Here is a 16,920-nt window from a genome sequence, read left to right on the forward strand (position 1 = left end):
TTTTGAAATTATTTTTTTGTTGGATCAAAACCATAAACATAATTATTGAGAAGTCCGTTTGAACTTTCTAATTCAACTATATCCATTAATTCTTCGATATAATTTGCAACTCTTGTTCGATTTTCTGTGTCTAAATCATATTTTTCAATCGTTTTTAAACTACTTTCAATTGCTTTAAGATAAAAATCGCTACTGGGATTTTTACTACTTTGAATAGATTCGAATGTTTTAGCAAGCTTATTTATTTCTTTTGTCAAATTAGATTGAATATTTTTATCCTCTAACCCAGGATAAAATAGAGATTCATCTTTATTAAACTTATCTTTTTGAGTAAATTCTGTAAACATTTTTTGAGAATCTTTGTTAATCGTTTTCTCTTGAGCACAAGAAAAAATACTTAAATTAAATAGTACAAAATATAGAATTGAAATTGTCTTCATATTATTTTCCTTAATCAATCAAAGACAATTGAATTTTACGTTTTTCTGTATCAATTCCAATTACAGTTACTTCAATTTGTTGACTCAAATGCACTTTTGAATTTACATCTGAAATAAATTCATTCGAAATTTTAGAAATATGAATCAAACCATTTTCTTTGATTCCTATATCTACAAAACAGCCAAAATTGGTAATATTATTAATAATTCCAGGAACTTTCATGCCCAATTGCAAATCTTCGAATTTCTTTAATCGTTGATCAAAACTAAAAACTTTGGCTGTAGAACGCGGATCTAAACCAGGTTTTTCAAGTTCTTTTTTAATATCTTCTAAAGTTGGTAAACCTACTTTTTCGGTAATATATTTGGTTAAATCAAGTTGATTAATCAATTCTTTATTTTGAATCAAATCTTTCAAATCAACTTTCAAATCTTTCGCCATTTTCTCTACAAGAGCATACGATTCTGGGTGAACAGCAGAATTATCTAACGGGTTTTTTGCATTTGGAATTCGTAAAAAAGCAGAAGCTTGTAAGAATGCTTTTTCACCCAAACGAGGAACTTTTAGTAACTCTTTTCTCGAATTAAATGCACCATTTTCGCTTCGATATTCTACAATATTTTCAGCCATTTTTTCACCAATTCCTGCAACATAATTTAGTAAATGTTTGCTTGCTGTGTTCAGATTTACACCAACTTTGTTTACACAGAAAGAAACAACATCATCCAACTCATTTTTCAATAAAGTTTGATCGACATCATGTTGATACTGACCAACTCCAATCGATTTTGGCTCTATTTTTACTAATTCTGCCAAAGGATCTTGTAAACGGCGGCCTATAGAAACAGCACCGCGAACGGTAACATCTTTATCCGGAAATTCGTCGCGCGCAATTTTAGAAGCCGAATAAACCGAAGCACCAGCTTCATTTACAACAAAAACTTTTAGTGGACGATCAAATGCAATATTCTGAACCAAATTTTCAGTCTCGCGAGAAGCTGTTCCATTTCCTATCGAAATTGCATCGATATTATAAGCATTGATAAGCGATTTTAGTTTTTTGATGGCTTGTGTTTTTTCATTTTGAGGCGCATGCGGATAGATGTTTTCGTTGTGCAACAAATCACCTTGCTCATCTAATACAACCACTTTACAACCCGATTTGTAACCAGGATCTATCGCTAAAATTCGTTTTTCTCCCAGAGGTGGCGCCAAAAGCAATTGATTTAAGTTTTTCGAAAAAACATTTATTGATGTTTCATCTGCTTTTTGTTTTGCTTCTTTCAACACTTCATTTGAGATTGAAGGAGCCAAAAGTCGTTTGTATGCATCTTTTATAGCTTCTTCAATAACCCAAGAAACTTCTGGTTGAATAGATTTGATCAACGTGTATTCAAGAAATTTGAAGGCTTCTTTTTTATCAATTGATACATTTACTTTCAAGAAGCCTTCATTTTCGCCGCGTAAAATAGCCAATAATCGGTGAGAAGCAATTTTTTTCAATAGTTCTTCGTATTCAAAATAGTTCGAGTATTTAGCCGAATCTTCATCATCTATTTTAGATTTTATTAGTTTACTTTCAATCAAAGCAGATTTTCTGAAAATATCTCGCAATCGATGACGCACATACTCATTTTCATTGATCCATTCTGCAATAATATCTTGCACACCTGCAAAAGCATCTTCGATACTTATCACATCTTCATTTAGATATTTTTTTGCTAAATCATCCAAATCAGGAATATTATTTTGCTTCATGATGATTTTTGCCAAAGGCTCTAAACCTTTTTCTTTTGCAATGGTTGCACGTGTTTTTTTCTTCTTTTTATAAGGAAGATATAAATCTTCTAATTGAACCAAATCAAAACTTTTCTGAATACGTTGTTGTAATTCGTTACTCAATTGATTCTGCTCTTCCAATGTTTTTAAAATAAATTCTTTTCGAGAAACAATTTCATTGTATTGATTTTGCAGTTTTTTTATAGCAGAAATTTGAACTTCATCAAGATTTCCTGTGACCTCTTTTCTATATCTTGCAATAAAGGGTATGGTATTATCTTCATTCAAACAATTTACTGTATTGTTGATTGATTTTTCTGAAATAGAATTAAGATGTTGATGAATGTATTGAATCAAATTCATGTTAAAAGTTTGGCCTTGCAAATTACTATTTTTCACAAATATAAAAAATAGCATGTTTTATTTATATAGGTCGTATTTAATAGAGTATTTTTTTATATAATAATCTAAATATTTAGAGTTTTTTATATCAGTCTTATTTTAAATAAAAAAGAATAATAAAAAATTTCTAAAAAGTTTTGGTATTTATTAAATTATTTCTAAATTTGACCATAGGTAGTAGAGAGTAAGATTGATTTTTTTTAATGTTAAATTTATACTTACTAGTGTAAGTTTTTTTTAAAATCAATTGGGTTTAAGCTGAGGAGCTTAAACCCGTTTTTTTTTTATACAACTTTCTTATCTTTGAGCAAAGATATCTACAAAATGGCTCGTATAAAATTAGATTTTTTAGACAAATTTTTATTTTCAACAATAATACCAGTACGCATAACTGATCTCAATTATGGAAATCATTTGGCAAACGATAAAGTATTGTCCATTATACATGAATCGCGAATTCAGTTTTTTCAACATTATGGCTATTCGGAATTAGATTTTGGAGGTGTAAGCGTGATTATGGGTGATGTTGCGATTGAGTATAAAAATCAAGCTTTTTATGGCGATGAATTGTTGATTGAGATTGGTGTGCAAGATTTTTCGCGTGTTAGTTTTGATATCATCTATAAAATTTCTACAAAAGATAAATTAATTGTAAAAGCGAAAACAGGAATTGTAACCTTCGATTATCAGCAAAATAAAGTGGTTGAGGTTCCTCAAAAGATAAAAGATCTTTTTGAAGTTGTATAATCTTATAAATTAATTACGCTAATCATTTAAGTCTTTGTAAATTTGCACCGAGTTATGAAGATTTTACCATATAAAAATTTATTTGTCGGAATTACCGACACATTGCAACAAATTTTCTTCGAAGGAAAATATGCAGATAAAGAAGTTGAGCGAACATTGAAATCGAATAAGCAATGGGGAGCGCGCGATCGTGCTTTTATTGCCGAAACGGTTTACGATTTAGTTCGTTGGAAACGTTTGGTTGAAGGGGCAATGAGCCGTCCGCTTTCTCCTGATACAATTTGGGAGTTTGTTGGAACTTGGTTTGCTTTAGATCCAGAGCAAACGTTACCAAAATGGGAAGAATTTCAAAAAATCTATCCAAAAGAAGTCTTGAAAAGACATCACAATTCGTCTAAAAATATTGCGGTTGCAGAATCGTATCCAGATTGGATGTTCGAGTTAGGAGAGAAGTCGTTGGGAAATCGTTGGTTAGATGAAGTGCATGCAATGAACTCGCAAGCACCAACAGTTTTACGTGTGAATTCCTTGAAAACAGACCGTAAAACATTACAAAAAGCGTTGAAGGAGCGTAGAATAAAAACGAAAGTTTTATCGAAATATCAAGATGCTTTAGAGCTAGAAGAGAAAACAAATATTTTCCGTACAGATGAATTTCAGAATGGTTGGTTCGAAGTTCAAGATGCAGGATCGCAATTGATTGCGCCGTATTTACGTGTTCAACCAGGAATGCGTGTGGTAGATGCTTGTGCTGGTGCCGGAGGAAAAACATTGCATTTAGCTGCTTTGATGGAAAACAAAGGGCAAATTATTGCAATGGATTTGTACGATTGGAAATTGAAAGAATTGAAACGCCGTGCAAAACGTAACAATGTTCAGAATGTACAAACAAAGGTGATTGAAGCAAAAACAATCAAGCGTATGGAGAATTCTGCTGATCGCTTATTGATTGATGCACCTTGTTCTGGAATGGGAGTTTTGAAACGTAATCCTGATGCAAAATGGAAATTAAGACCAGAATTTATTGACGAAATATTAGCAACACAAGAAAAAATATTAGCTGATTATTCTAAAATCATTAAAGTTGGAGGAATGATGGTTTATGCAACTTGTTCTATTTTACCACAAGAAAATGAGCAGCAAGTAGAAAAATTCTTGAAGAATAATCCAAATTATAAAATGGTTTCAGATAAAATGCATTATCCATCTCAAACTAATTATGATGGATTCTACATGGCTTTGATTGAAAGAATTTCTTAAGCTGTTAATTATTATAAGATACAAAAGACTAAGTGAAAGCTTGGTCTTTTTTTGTTACAATAATTATTTTATCTTAAATCTAACTCGTCTATTCTCAAAATTTTTCCAATCAATACAATTTGCAGCAGGATTACATTCTTTGTGTTTCAAGTCTGAAAAGCCTTTAGCGGAAATTGAAAATCGATTTTTATTTAGACCTTTTTCTACCAAATAATTCAACACAGCGTTTGCTCTTCGTTGTGATAAATCTATATTGTAAGATTCTGTTCCAACCGCATCTGTATGACCTTCGATAACAAAATGATGTGATGGATTTCGTTTCATAATTGCAACAACTTCATCCAATTTTGGATAATCAATAGCTCTGATTTCAGCTTTATCAAAATCAAATTCGACGGTTTCCATTAAATAATTTGAATAATCTTGAACATAATTTCCAATCTTTTTATCACTCAAATTATTTTCAGGACAGCCATTTCCAAAACGATTTCCTTTTATATACGGACATTCATCTTCGATATCCATCACGCCATCGCCATCTGTATCATAATCATTGTTGTAATTTTCTATATTTCCTTTCTGGATCAATAAATTATAAGGTGTTGAAATGTTAAATTCAGTTCCAATTTTCTCAATTTCTTTTCGATATCGTCCATCTTTTTTGCACATTTCACCGCAACGTTCCTCATCTTTTAAGAGATAATCAATTTTTTGTTTTGCCCAATAAAACTTAATTGCTTCGGTAAATTCACTTGGATTTGGTTGTTTGATTTCAAAATTTTGAGTGAAATTTTGGTTCGATTGATTACCAATAATTTCTATTTTTTTTGGATAACGACGATTACAATCGCGTGAAACAAAATTGACAGAATTTTGAGCTAAATACGTATTGAAATTCTTCGGAAACGTTTCGTTGAGGTTGATTTGGGATGATTGAACTTTAAGATGATAAATAGAAGAATTCAAAACAGCTTGCAGAAATTGTGTTATTTTCTGATTCAATTCTCTTGGTTCATTGACCGTAATCGGAAGCGTTCCTGTTGCTAAACTTATGAAATTCATCGCATGATAGTCCAATTCCTTTCCAATTCCTAATGTTATAAATTGAGTATCTTTTGCATAATTTCGGAGTGAATTGTAAACCGTTTCATTCAAATTTATCGCTCCATCAGAAATAATTGCAATGATTCGTTTATAATTTTTATCAAAAGGATTTTTCTGAATTTGCTCTATTGCTTCATCCAATAATTTTTCGCCAGTTCCACTCAAAGAATTAATTTTTTCTAAAGCTAAATTGATGTTTTCTTTCGTTGGAAATTGAGAAGAATTAAAAATTAATTCATTTTTCGTAGAATAAACCAACACATTAAATTTATCTGTTTCGTTTAGATTTGGAAGAAGTTGATTCATCAATTTTTTGGAAGTTTCAATTGGTTGATTCATCATAGAACCAGAAGCATCCAAAACGAACAAAAATTCTCGTGGAGCATTATATTTAGAAGGATTATTTGCAGGTTCAATTGTTCCTAAAAAATAATCGCAACCATTTTCAGTAAACGTTTCAATTCCGGTTTGTAGTTCATTTTTTGTATAAGCATATTGAAGAGTTGGAATCTTTTTATCCGAATTTTTTGAAACATAATTTCGATCATCTTCCTTTGAAAATTTTAAATCAGAAACAATTTTTGAAATCGGAAAATTTCCCGAAAGATGAATATCTGAATTTATGTTTTTCGGAAAACCATTCAATTGATTGTTCCAACGATGAATTTGGGTAAAAGATTCTGTTCGTTTCACGATAAATTCTAAAAACGAAACTTGATAATTCAAATTATTTTCTTCAACAATTTTCGAAACTTTTAGCTTAATTTTTAGTGTAGCATGTGCAGGAATTTTTCCTAAATCTAATTGTAAAACTTGATTGTTTTGTTGATTTTTAAAAATAGTTGAAGCATCAATATTTTTTAACTCTTTTCGAATATCTACAATCGATTTGGATTGAATTTCGAAAACTTTATCATTTACAAAAGCTTTTAATTCGTACACATTTTGAGAAGCTTGATAAGGATAAATAAATTTAGCCGAAATATCTTCCGAAGAATTGTTCTGAAAAGTAAAATTATGACTCAAATTACCCAATAAATGATGAAAATTATAGTCATTTTCGAGAGAAATTGCTTCTATTTTTTCAAAATCTTCTTCATTTTGAAGTTCCAAATACGGAAAAATTTGCTGTGCACAACAAAATGTATTCAGTAGAATAAAAAAAATGGAAAAAAATAGATTTTTTGTGTTCAACGAATCGATTTTAAAAATTCAATGTAAAGATAATGAAAGAATTGATGTGTTTTCTATCATCAGTTATAGTAAAGTTCAATGTATATTAAATAAATCATCAAATCAGAAATAATTATTAAATCATATTTAAAAAAGATTGGTTTAATAATTGCTTCTTTCAGATTTAACAAAAAAGTTAAGTAAATTTGCACTTTATTTTACATAAAAGATGAATTTTAATTTCACAGAAGTTGAAAGAGTAGAAAGTATTTCTGCAAAAGATTTTCAGAAATATTACGTTAAACCTCAAAAACCAGTTGTAGTAGAGCGAATTACAGAGGATTGGCCTGCGTACGAAAAGTGGAATTTTGAGTATATAAAACAAGTTGCAGGCAACAAGGTTGTCCCTTTATACAATAATGATCCGGTTGATTATACGAAGAAAGTAAATGAACCAGTAGCAAAGATGAAAATGTCTGAATATGTAGATTTGTTGCAAAGTGAGCCGACAGATTTGCGTATATTTTTGTACAATTTGATGAGTCAAGTTCCGCAATTGCAACAAGATTATAAAATGCCAGATTTGGGTTTGAATCTTTTCAAATCGATGCCAATGTTATTTTTTGGAGGTGAAGGATCGAATGTTTTTATGCATTATGATATCGATTTAGCGAATATTTTGCATTTCCATTTTGCAGGAAAAAAACGCTGTATTATTGTTCCGCCAGAGGATTCGAAGTATATGTACAAAATTCCGCATTCGGTAATTTGTCGAGAAGATATTGATTTTGATAATCCAGATTTCGATAAATGGCCAGCGTTGAAAAATATTAATCCGATGGTAGCAGACTTAAAACACGGAGAAATGCTTTATATGCCAGAAGGTTGGTGGCATTATATGAAATATTTGACGCCAGGTTTTTCGATGAGTTTGCGTTCGTTGGCACATAAACCAAAAAATTTGTCCGAAGCGATTTATAACATATTTTTGATGCGTACATACGATAATGTGATGCGAAAAATAAAAGGTAAAACTTGGATTGAAGAAAAAAATGAGCGCGCAATTACACAAACAAATAAATTAATTGCGAAATAAAAATACAGTTTTTAGAAAATTTTTCTAAATGAAGGAATATCTTTCGAAAGATGTTCCTTTTTTTATTCTACTGTCCTAAAAACTTATAAATCAATAAATATTTGATTTTCATGTTTTAAAATTTCGATAGATATTTGCAGAATATTTTTCTGAATTTTTAGTAATATGATCATAAAAAAAGGAAATTTTTGGGCTTTATTGCCTTTAATCATTTTCATACTTGTCTATTTTTCGGCATCTATTTATCTGAACGATTTTTATTCTGTTCCAGCATTGGTTGTTTTCATGTTAGCATTAGTAATTGCATTTGTTCAATTCCCTAAGGTTTCATTTCATACGAAAGCCGAGGCTTTTTGTAAGAATGCGGGTGAAGAAACAATTATGTTGATGATTTTAATTTTTCTTCTCGCTGGAGCGTTTGGAAGTTTAGGATCTACAATTGGTGCTGTAGAATCAACAGTGAATTTATTTTTGAATTATCTTCCTTCTTCCTTTATTGTAGCAGGTTTCTTTTTGTTGTCTTGTTTTATTGCGACGGCTTTGGGAACATCGGTTGGAACAATTGTAACTGTTGCTCCGATTGCAGTGCAAATGGATAAAATGATCCCAGGTTCTATGCCAATTTTGTTAGGTGCAGTGGTTGGTGGAGCGATGTTTGGCGATAATTTATCATTTATTTCTGATACAACAATTGCTGCAACACGTACGCAAGAAGTGAGCATGAAATCTAAATTTAAAACTAATTTTCGAATAGTAGTTCCAGCAGCTATTGTTTCGACGATTATATATTTTTCACTTTCTCAACATTTTGACACAACCAATTTCCAAGGAAAACAGTTAGATTTTGACTTGATTTTAATCTTACCTTATCTATTAGTTTTTGGACTAGCAATCTCTGGAATTAATGTGATTTGGGCTTTAATTGTAGGAATTCTTTCGTTTCTTGGAATTGGTTTGTTCTATTCTGGTGTTCCTTTACTAGACTTAGTTTCTTCTATTAATGAAGGTTTTAAAGGAATGTTTGAGTTGAGTATTATTTGTTTAATTATTGGTGGAATTGTTGGAATTATTCGTTTGAATGGTGGATTAGATTTTATCATTTATCATCTAACCAAAAATATTAAAACAAAACGTCAGGCTGAGATGAGTATTGCGTCGCTTACAGCTTTGGCGAATGCTTGTTTGGCAAATAACACGATTACAATTTTGATTTGTGGTAAAATTGCAAAAGATATTTCTGATCATCATGATTTAGAGGGAAAACGTGTGGCAAGTATTTTGGATACGGTTTCGTGTTTTGTACAAGGAATCTTACCTTATGGTGCGCAAGTTTTGGCAGCGGTTGCAGCTGCAAATACAATTTCAAGTGCAACAAAGGTTTCTTCGGTTGATGTGTTATCTAACTTATATTATCCATTTTTAACTGGAATTTGTACGCTTATTTTTATCTTATTTTTTCAGCCAAAATCATTCAAAAAATAGATTGATGTATGATATTCATTCGTCGAATATTATTTTATAACTTTGTAGACTGAAATTTTTTAAGATGAAAAGAGTTGTCGTAGGACTTTCTGGAGGAGTAGATTCAAGTGTTACAGCCTATTTGCTAAAAGAGCAAGGCTATGATGTGATCGGATTATTTATGCGTAATTGGAACGATGCATCGGTAACGTTGGAAGATGAATGCCCATGGATAGAAGATAGTGCAGACGCTTTGTTGGTAGCTAAAAAATTAGATATTCCTTTTCAGGTAATTGATATGTCTGATTCGTACAAAGAACGTATTGTAGATTATATGTTCAATGAATACGAGCAAGGAAGAACACCAAATCCTGATGTGTTATGTAACCGAGAAATTAAGTTCGATTTGTTTTTGAAAACAGCTTTAGAACTTGGTGCAGATTATGTAGCAACAGGGCATTATGCACGAAAAACTTCTACAATTGATGAAAATGGAAAAGAGATTTTTCAATTGTTAAAAGGTAACGATAACAATAAAGATCAATCGTATTTCTTGTGTCAATTGTCGCAAGATCAATTAAGCAAAGCATTATTCCCAATTGGAGATATAGAAAAACCAGAAGTAAGAAGAATTGCGCAAGAGCAAGGCTTGGTTACAGCGAATAAGAAAGATTCGCAAGGTTTATGTTTTATTGGAAAAGTTAGTTTACCTGAATTTTTGCAACAACAATTAAAACCAAAAGAAGGTGTAATTGTAGAAATAGCCAAAGATTGGAACGGATATAAAAGAGAAATTCCAACTTTTGAAAATAAATATGAAGCATTAGATTTCGAAGCAAAAGGTTTCTCATACAAACAAGAAGACGGAGATATTGTAGGTAAACATCAAGGCGCACATTATTTCACTCGCGGTCAACGAAAAGGATTGGGAGTTGGAGGAAAAGTAGAACCTTTGTTTATTATTGATACAGATGTAGAGACTAATGTTATTTACACAGGTCAAGGCGCTGATCATTCAGGTTTATTGAAGAAAGCATTGTTTATAAAAGAAGAGGAAGTACATTGGGTTCGCGAAGATTTAACTTTGAAAACCGACGAAACAATGGAAGTGATGGCGCGTATTCGTTACCGCCAACCTTTGCAAAGAGCAATTTTACACAAAGCTGAAAACGGAATGTATGTTGAATTTGAAAACCCTCAATCTGCAATTACAGAAGGTCAATTCTGTGCTTGGTATGTTGAAGACGAACTTTTAGGCTCTGGTGTAATTAATAATTAAAAAATATAAACATCATTATTATATTGAACGCTCAAGATTTTCTTGAGCGTTTTATGTTAATATCATTTATTAAAAAAAAATCCTTTTACTTTTTGTTGCTTTGGTAAACCATCTTGAAATCTCATCTAAGCATGTGTTCCATCACAAAAAGACTAATTAAAAGATTGTCCACAACGACAAAGATAAGTTGTATCTTTTGCTTCAAATTTTTCTCCTTCTTGGTAATTGACAGAAATTCCTTGCTGATTTGGAATGATAAACTGCTGAACAATTTTAGGTTTTCCGTGCAAGATATAAGGTCCATTTTCTGTGATTTCTATATAGATACCATCTGTATTTTGACTTGTTCCTATTTGAATATTTAACTTGTTTTGATCATCCATAATTGTAGATTTAGACTGATATTTACTACAATTTAAAAACTATTTTGGTTAGAATGAGTTTAAATTTTGTGCAGTAATTGACTATAATTTAATAGATAAACGTTGTTGTTTTTACATAGGATTTAGAATGTTTTGATTACTTTTATTTGAAAATAATGATTATGCCAACAATTCAACTCAAACATACAGAAATTAAACATCACAATGCTTTGTTATATCATTTACCAGAAGATCAAATTTCTTTTACAGCCTTACCTAGCGAGACTTTTGAGCGTTTGAAATTACGCACAGATGGACATGCAAAACCAATTACAATTTTGTTAGATGATGAACCAATTGGTTTTTTTGTGTTAGACTATGGTGACGATAAATTGGAGATGACGAATAATACGAATTCGTTGTTGTTGCGTTCTTTATCAATAAACCCTGAGTTTCAAGGAAAAGGTTACGGAAAAATTTCGATGAGTTTGATGGATGATTTTGTAAAAGATAATTTTCCTACAATTGATGAATTGGTTTTAGCGGTTAATTTCAAAAATAAATCAGCATATGATTTGTATCTAAAAGTTGGTTATATAGATGATGGTTCTCAACGAGAATGGTTCAATGGAATGCAACATTTATTGAGAAAGAAAATTTAATTGTTAAACTTTATCCTTTTCCAAGCGACAACTTGCACACCTTCTGAATAATGCATTAAATCTGGTCTCGAATCGATGAAAAATAAATACCAGATTTTCCATTTTTTGTGAGATATGTTCTCAAATTAATTTCGTCAAAATCAGAAGTAGGAGAGAGTGCAGGCAAAAAACGAGGTCGAATTTTTTCCATTGTAAATGCGATAATTGAGACCCAATCAGAATCATTTATTTCATCAATTTCTAAATCTTTTGGAACTAATTCTCTCAAAATTTCTTTGTCAATTCTGTAATGAAAAAATAACGCTCTGTTCCATTCTTGATAATATTTCCATCGTTTTGTTGGGTCATTTCAACCACGATGATTTTTTTTCGGTTAGAATTTGTTTGATCGTATATTTCACTTAAAACCTTGTTAAACTTATGGTTGAAGGTGCAAAATCTATTGCGAAATAAAGAAAATTGTAGTTACTTCGCATACCAATTTTTATCATATGAAAAACTTGTTTTATATCTTCGTGATTAGTTTTTTAACGTCATGTGCAGCAATACATAATGTGCCAACTTCTCAGAATCCAAATAATTTTATTCAACCGAATACAACAAGTTCTTTTGTGGATCAAAACGGAAATTTTTACCCAGATAATTGGTTGAAATCGTATGGTAAACCTCCTAGAAATGCAAGTCGTAGAGATTATTCGTTGATGAAAATTGCGACTGAAAACAACTTTCAAAATCAATTAACTTCTTATGAAAGTTTGCGTTTAAAAAATATCGAAAAAAGAGTTAAAAATAAGAAACGTGTCATCATTTTTGTGCATGGAATTGATAATGATTATTTGTTTAGCCTGAAAAATTACAATAAAGCCAAAACTTATATGAATATTAATTCTTCGAATGATGAGGTGATTAATTTTTATTGGGATGGATTGGTGAACGAGAGTCTTTTTGGTACTGCAAAAGTTTGGGTAAGTGCAACGACAAATAGCCAAATGGCGGGTGTTTTCGGGCTTCGTAGAATTTTGAATGTCATTCATAACAAAGACGTTTATTTGATTTCGCATAGTCGTGGCGCATCGGTTGTTTTGAGCTCGTTGGTGAATCCTTCGTTGCGTGAAAGTGAGATAAAACGTGCTGAAACTGCGCATCATGTCGATTTTACGAATGCAGAAACTTTGTTAGAAAATAATAATAAAATTTACAGCATTATGTTGGCACCTGCGATTGGAAAAGTTGATTTCACATTGGATAATAATCAATTAAAAACCTTTACACCTCAGTTAAAACGCATGCATATCACGATAAATAATACGGATTATGTATTAGGGAAAGGAAAGATTGGGGTTTTATCTCGAAGTTTGATTGCGACAGATTTTGGTTACAAAAAAGATTTATATGATGAGCTTTCTAAAAATTATACATTCTTAGAAGAAACAGATTTTTCTGGACAAGATTCGCACGAATTTAGAGAATATATCACTAATTCGAAGTTTGTTACTATTCTGAAAGAATTCAAGTTAGCGAAATAAAGCGAAATGCGAACTTCGAATCTCGAAATGCGAGATTCGAAAATCATTTCTTAAATTCAATCACTTCCAAATTCTCAATTTTTCCTTTATTCAACTCAAACCGTAACATTGTACGAACTTTCTGAAAACCGTGTTTACCAACTGCGCCAGGGTTCATATGAATTAACCCTAATTGTTTATCAGGCATTACTTTTAGAATGTGTGAATGTCCACAAATAAATAATTTTGGAGGATTTTCTGTGATTTCTTTTCGTATTGTAGGATTATATTTTCCTGGATAACCGCCAATATGTGTAATCCAAACATCAACACCTTCTAACGTAAATCTGTTGTTGAGCGGAAATTCTGCGCGAGCTTTATTATCATCAATATTTCCATAAACAGCACGCAAAGGTTTTATTTCAGCTAATTTATCGGTTACAGAAATATCGCCAATATCGCCAGCATGCCAAATTTCGTCTGCTTGTTGCGCATATTCCAAAATTCTATCGTCGATATAAGAATGCGTGTCCGAAAGTAAAAGAATTTTCTTCAAAAGGTTGTATTTTTGTTGCTCAAATTTACAACAATTGCGATATTTTTTAGAATTAGCATACAACGGAAAAAATTATTTTGGTTATCAGATTCAACCCAATCAAATTTCGGTTCAAGAAGTGATTGAAGACAGGTTGTCTAAACTATTAAGAAAAAAAATTTCGATTGTAGGAGCGGGAAGAACAGATGCTGGTGTTCATGCAAAAAAAATGTTTGTTCATTTTGATTATGAAGAAGAATTATCGGTTGATATAATCAAAAAGTTAAATTCTTTTTTACCAAAGGATATAGCTGCTTATCGTTTATTTTTGATGGATGATGAAGCGCATGCTCGTTTTGATGCAACTTCGCGTTCGTACAATTATTTTATTTCGCCTTTCAAAGATCCTTTTGCGTTTGATAGTGCTTGGATTTTTAACCGAGAATTGGATATTGAAAAAATGAATGAAGCAGCAAAATTGTTAATTAAGCAAGGAGATTTCGGAAGTTTTGCTAAATTACATACCGATGTGAAAACAAATATTTGTGATGTAAGAGAAGCGTTTTGGCGAAAAAATGAAAATGGTCAATTGATTTTTCAGATCACAGCCGATCGTTTTTTACGAAATATGGTGCGTGCAATTGTTGGAACATTGGTTGAAGTTGGATTAGGAAAAATTTCTATCCAGGATTTTGAAGAAATTATTGAGCAGAAACAACGTTCTTCTGCAGGAGCTTCGGCGCCAGCGCAAGGATTGTATTTGGTGGATGTTCAGTATCCAAAAGAATTATTTAAAAATGAGTTCAAATAATGAGAATACATCGTTTGATTTTAATGGATTAAAACGTGTTTTGCAAATCGGAGCGCAAAGCAAAGTGATGTTTTGGTCGGTGGTTTTTGTAGCGGTTTTTAGTGCCTGTTTTTCTGTTTATCGTCCGTATTTAACGGGAAATATCATCGACGATTATATTCAGACAAAAGATTTACCAGGGCTTCAAATGCAAATCGTGAAACTATCTTTGGTGTTAGTTTTCGAAGGAATTTTGTCTTTTTTTATGGTTTATTTAGCGAATGTTGTTGCACAACGAGTTATCCGTTTATTACGCGTTCGTTTGTATAATCATTTGATCAAATTCAAGCTTGGTTACTTCGATAAAACGCCAAATGGAGTTTTGGTAACACGTTCAGTTTCTGATATTGAAACGATTGCTGAGGTTTTCAATGACGGAATTTTAGTGATGTTGGGCGATGTACTAAAAATCATTTTCATCGTTGTTGTGATGTATTGGATGAACTGGGTTTTAGCAACGGTTGTGATTGTGATTCTTCCATTGATGATGATTATTACACGATTATTTCAAAAAGCATTGAAAAATGTTTACCAAGAAGAACGTACAATTGTAGCGAAGCTGAATACGTTTGTGCAAGAACGATTAACAGGAATGAATATTATTCAGGTTTTTAATCGTCAGCAAGCAGAATACAATAAATTCGTTTCGATTAATAATGATTTAAAGAAAAATTATCTAAAAACAGTTTTCTATTTTTCATTAATGTTTCCTGTTGTCGATATTATTTCGGCTTTAGCAACAGGAAGTTTGATTTGGTTTGGAGGATTGAGAACTGCTGTTTATGGAGATGTTTCAGTTGGTGATTTAATTGCATTTACACAATATGTTACGTTGTTAACGGCACCGATGCGCGCAATTGCAGAACGTTTCAATACCATTCAGCGTGGTTTGGTAGGAGCAGATCGTGTGTTCAAAATTATTGATGATGATCAAACGTTGCCAGATAATGGAACAATAAAGTTGGATCATGTAAAAGGTAAAATCGATTTTGAAAATGTGAAGTTTTCTTATGTTCCGAATAATTTGGTGTTGAAAGGAATTTCTTTTTCGACAAAACCAGGTGAAAAAATTGCAATTGTAGGAGCAACAGGTGCTGGAAAATCTACTATAATTAATTTATTGAGTCGTTTTTATGACATCGATTCTGGAACAATTAAAATAGACGATGTAAATATCCATGATATGGAATTGAAAAATTTACGTCAACACGTTGCGGTTGTTTTGCAAGATGTTTTCTTATTTAATACAACAATTTATGACAATATTGTTCTAGGAAATAAAGATATTTCGTTGGAAGAAGTACAAAATGCTGCGAAAATTATTGGAATTGATAATTTTATCATGTCACTACCAAAAGGCTATTACAGTGAGGTAAGCGAGCGTGGTTCGACACTTTCTGTAGGTCAACGTCAATTGATTTCGTTTTTGAGAGCATATATTTATAATCCAGAGATTTTGGTGTTGGATGAGGCAACATCATCGATTGATACCGAGTCGGAAGAATTGATTCAGAAAGCAACAGATAAGCTAACGCAAGGCAGAACTTCTATCATCATTGCGCATCGTTTAGCAACAATTCAGAACGCAGATAAAATTATTGTAATGGATAATGGAATGATTGTTGAGCAAGGAACACACAGTGAATTGTTAGCAAAACATGGTTATTATGCCAATTTGTATGAAGTTCAATTTTCGAAAGAAAATTGAAAAATTAACAAAAATAAATCGTTAGATTTGTTTATATTCAACAATCAATAATATTAACTATAAAACTCTAATTTAAAATGAAAAAATTATTTTTAGCTGCTGCAGTATTAGGTGTGGTTTCTTTATCTTCTTGTAAATCTGAAAAAGAAAAAGTAGATGCAAAAGTAGAAAACACACAAGAAAATGTAGCAAATACAGTAGAAGACCAAGTAGAAGCTGGTAAAGAGACAATGGATAAAATTGCTGATGTAGCAAAAGATTTACCAACTTTCTCTGATCCAAAAATTACTGAATTTGTTGGGAAATACAACAAATGGGCTGCTGATATGAAATTAGCTGCAACTGCTGGTGATGCAAATAAATTAGCTGAATTGACAAAACAATCAGTAGATTTCCAAAAAGAATTACAAGGTTTTACTCAAACTTTGAAACCAGAAGACGCAAAAAAATTACAAGATTGGACAGCTGAAATTCAGAAACAATTAAACAAATAATTAAATTTATATTTAATATGAGCTCGAATTTATTCGGGCTTTTTTTATGGATTAAATTATGA

General features: G+C 31.4%; 16 protein-coding genes. 10 read left to right on the forward strand and 6 right to left on the reverse strand.

The annotated features are described in order from the left end of the window. Positions 1-8: 8 nt before the first annotated feature. Positions 9-440, reverse strand: coding sequence for a DUF4844 domain-containing protein (locus N5D03_RS10160; protein WP_180906005.1), 432 nt, complete (start codon positions 438-440; stop codon positions 9-11). A 10-nt stretch (positions 441-450) separates the two neighbouring features. Then, positions 451-2,583, reverse strand: coding sequence for a Tex family protein (locus N5D03_RS10165; RefSeq protein WP_280051558.1), 2,133 nt, complete (start codon positions 2,581-2,583; stop codon positions 451-453). 342 nt (positions 2,584-2,925) lie between these two features. Here N5D03_RS10165 and N5D03_RS10170 point away from each other — a divergent pair, with 342 nt between their 5' ends. Both N5D03_RS10170 and N5D03_RS10175 read left to right on the forward strand, forming a co-directional pair. After that, on the forward strand, positions 2,926-3,369 hold the full coding sequence (locus N5D03_RS10170; RefSeq protein ID WP_280051559.1) for a thioesterase family protein: 444 nt from the start codon (positions 2,926-2,928) through the stop codon (positions 3,367-3,369). A 54-nt stretch (positions 3,370-3,423) separates the two neighbouring features. Then, positions 3,424-4,629, forward strand: coding sequence for a methyltransferase domain-containing protein (locus N5D03_RS10175; protein WP_038333863.1), 1,206 nt, complete (start codon positions 3,424-3,426; stop codon positions 4,627-4,629). Between the two features lie 63 nt (positions 4,630-4,692). Here the strand turns inward: N5D03_RS10175 and N5D03_RS10180 are convergent, their stop codons facing one another. Next, positions 4,693-6,846, reverse strand: a complete 2,154-nt coding sequence (locus N5D03_RS10180; protein ID WP_280051560.1) for an OmpA family protein — start codon at positions 6,844-6,846, stop codon at positions 4,693-4,695. Between the two features lie 289 nt (positions 6,847-7,135). Between N5D03_RS10180 and N5D03_RS10185 the strand changes: the two genes are divergently transcribed. From N5D03_RS10185 to mnmA, 3 genes are all read left to right on the forward strand, one after another. Further along, the gene (locus N5D03_RS10185; RefSeq protein WP_280051561.1) at positions 7,136-8,002 is read left to right on the forward strand and encodes a cupin-like domain-containing protein; all 867 of its coding nucleotides are present in this window, start codon (positions 7,136-7,138) and stop codon (positions 8,000-8,002) included. Between the two features lie 165 nt (positions 8,003-8,167). Then, the gene (locus N5D03_RS10190; RefSeq protein WP_125350159.1) at positions 8,168-9,484 is read left to right on the forward strand and encodes a Na+/H+ antiporter NhaC family protein; all 1,317 of its coding nucleotides are present in this window, start codon (positions 8,168-8,170) and stop codon (positions 9,482-9,484) included. Positions 9,485-9,548: 64 nt separating this feature from the next. Next, positions 9,549-10,742 carry a tRNA 2-thiouridine(34) synthase MnmA gene (gene mnmA / locus N5D03_RS10195; protein ID WP_219034556.1) on the forward strand — a complete coding sequence of 398 codons (1,194 nt, stop codon included), beginning with the start codon at positions 9,549-9,551 and terminating at the stop codon, positions 10,740-10,742. Between the two features lie 152 nt (positions 10,743-10,894). Here mnmA and N5D03_RS10200 read toward each other — a convergent pair whose 3' ends face one another. Then, positions 10,895-11,125, reverse strand: a complete 231-nt coding sequence (locus N5D03_RS10200; protein ID WP_280037543.1) for a CDGSH iron-sulfur domain-containing protein — start codon at positions 11,123-11,125, stop codon at positions 10,895-10,897. A 161-nt stretch (positions 11,126-11,286) separates the two neighbouring features. Here N5D03_RS10200 and N5D03_RS10205 point away from each other — a divergent pair, with 161 nt between their 5' ends. Then, entirely contained in the window at positions 11,287-11,766 is a 480-nt protein-coding gene (locus N5D03_RS10205; protein ID WP_219034554.1) for a GNAT family N-acetyltransferase, read from the forward strand. A 55-nt stretch (positions 11,767-11,821) separates the two neighbouring features. On the opposite strand, the gene N5D03_RS10210 is transcribed toward N5D03_RS10205, so the two are convergent. Continuing rightward, positions 11,822-12,034: a DUF2071 domain-containing protein gene (locus tag N5D03_RS10210; RefSeq protein ID WP_260392011.1), complete on the reverse strand. Its 213-nt coding sequence runs from the start codon at positions 12,032-12,034 to the stop codon at positions 11,822-11,824. A gap of 223 nt (positions 12,035-12,257) precedes the next feature. On the opposite strand from N5D03_RS10210, the gene N5D03_RS10215 reads away from it, so the two are divergent. Next, positions 12,258-13,292, forward strand: coding sequence for an alpha/beta hydrolase (locus tag N5D03_RS10215; protein WP_219034553.1), 1,035 nt, complete (start codon positions 12,258-12,260; stop codon positions 13,290-13,292). Between the two features lie 43 nt (positions 13,293-13,335). Here the strand turns inward: N5D03_RS10215 and N5D03_RS10220 are convergent, their stop codons facing one another. Then, positions 13,336-13,827 carry a metallophosphoesterase family protein gene (locus N5D03_RS10220; RefSeq protein ID WP_125350164.1) on the reverse strand — a complete coding sequence of 164 codons (492 nt, stop codon included), beginning with the start codon at positions 13,825-13,827 and terminating at the stop codon, positions 13,336-13,338. A gap of 34 nt (positions 13,828-13,861) precedes the next feature. Between N5D03_RS10220 and truA the strand changes: the two genes are divergently transcribed. The 3 genes from truA to N5D03_RS10235 all read left to right on the forward strand — a co-directional run bounded on the left by truA (position 13,862) and on the right by N5D03_RS10235 (position 16,858). Then, positions 13,862-14,617 (forward strand): tRNA pseudouridine(38-40) synthase TruA, encoded by a 756-nt coding sequence (gene truA / locus N5D03_RS10225; RefSeq protein WP_280051564.1) that lies wholly within the window; start codon positions 13,862-13,864, stop codon positions 14,615-14,617. Next, positions 14,604-16,364, forward strand: a complete 1,761-nt coding sequence (locus N5D03_RS10230; RefSeq protein ID WP_280051566.1) for an ABC transporter ATP-binding protein — start codon at positions 14,604-14,606, stop codon at positions 16,362-16,364. The genes truA and N5D03_RS10230 overlap by 14 nt, the downstream gene beginning before the upstream one ends. Positions 16,365-16,441: 77 nt before the next feature. Next, a complete protein-coding gene (locus N5D03_RS10235; protein ID WP_219034549.1) occupies positions 16,442-16,858 on the forward strand; it encodes a hypothetical protein in 417 nt (138 codons plus the stop codon). Positions 16,859-16,920 lie beyond the last annotated feature (62 nt).

Origin of the sequence: Empedobacter sp. GD03861 (genome assembly GCF_029840885.1) — a bacterium.
GTDB classification, from domain to species: Bacteria; Bacteroidota; Bacteroidia; order Flavobacteriales; family Weeksellaceae; genus Empedobacter; species Empedobacter falsenii_B.

Excerpts from the sequence above, each read along its gene's own strand:
- N5D03_RS10160 (WP_180906005.1), bottom strand. The coding sequence starts at position 440 with ATGAAGACAATTTCAATTCTATATTTTGTACTATTTAATTTAAGTATT.
- N5D03_RS10165 (WP_280051558.1), bottom strand. The coding sequence starts at position 2,583 with ATGAATTTGATTCAATACATTCATCAACATCTTAATTCTATTTCAGAA.
- N5D03_RS10175 (WP_038333863.1), top strand. The coding sequence starts at position 3,424 with ATGAAGATTTTACCATATAAAAATTTATTTGTCGGAATTACCGACACA.
- N5D03_RS10185 (WP_280051561.1), top strand. The coding sequence starts at position 7,136 with ATGAATTTTAATTTCACAGAAGTTGAAAGAGTAGAAAGTATTTCTGCA.
- N5D03_RS10190 (WP_125350159.1), top strand. The coding sequence starts at position 8,168 with ATGATCATAAAAAAAGGAAATTTTTGGGCTTTATTGCCTTTAATCATT.
- mnmA (WP_219034556.1), top strand. The coding sequence starts at position 9,549 with ATGAAAAGAGTTGTCGTAGGACTTTCTGGAGGAGTAGATTCAAGTGTT.
- N5D03_RS10200 (WP_280037543.1), bottom strand. The coding sequence starts at position 11,125 with ATGGATGATCAAAACAAGTTAAATATTCAAATAGGAACAAGTCAAAAT.
- N5D03_RS10205 (WP_219034554.1), top strand. The coding sequence starts at position 11,287 with ATGCCAACAATTCAACTCAAACATACAGAAATTAAACATCACAATGCT.
- N5D03_RS10215 (WP_219034553.1), top strand. The coding sequence starts at position 12,258 with ATGAAAAACTTGTTTTATATCTTCGTGATTAGTTTTTTAACGTCATGT.
- N5D03_RS10230 (WP_280051566.1), top strand. The coding sequence starts at position 14,604 with ATGAGTTCAAATAATGAGAATACATCGTTTGATTTTAATGGATTAAAA.
- N5D03_RS10235 (WP_219034549.1), top strand. The coding sequence starts at position 16,442 with ATGAAAAAATTATTTTTAGCTGCTGCAGTATTAGGTGTGGTTTCTTTA.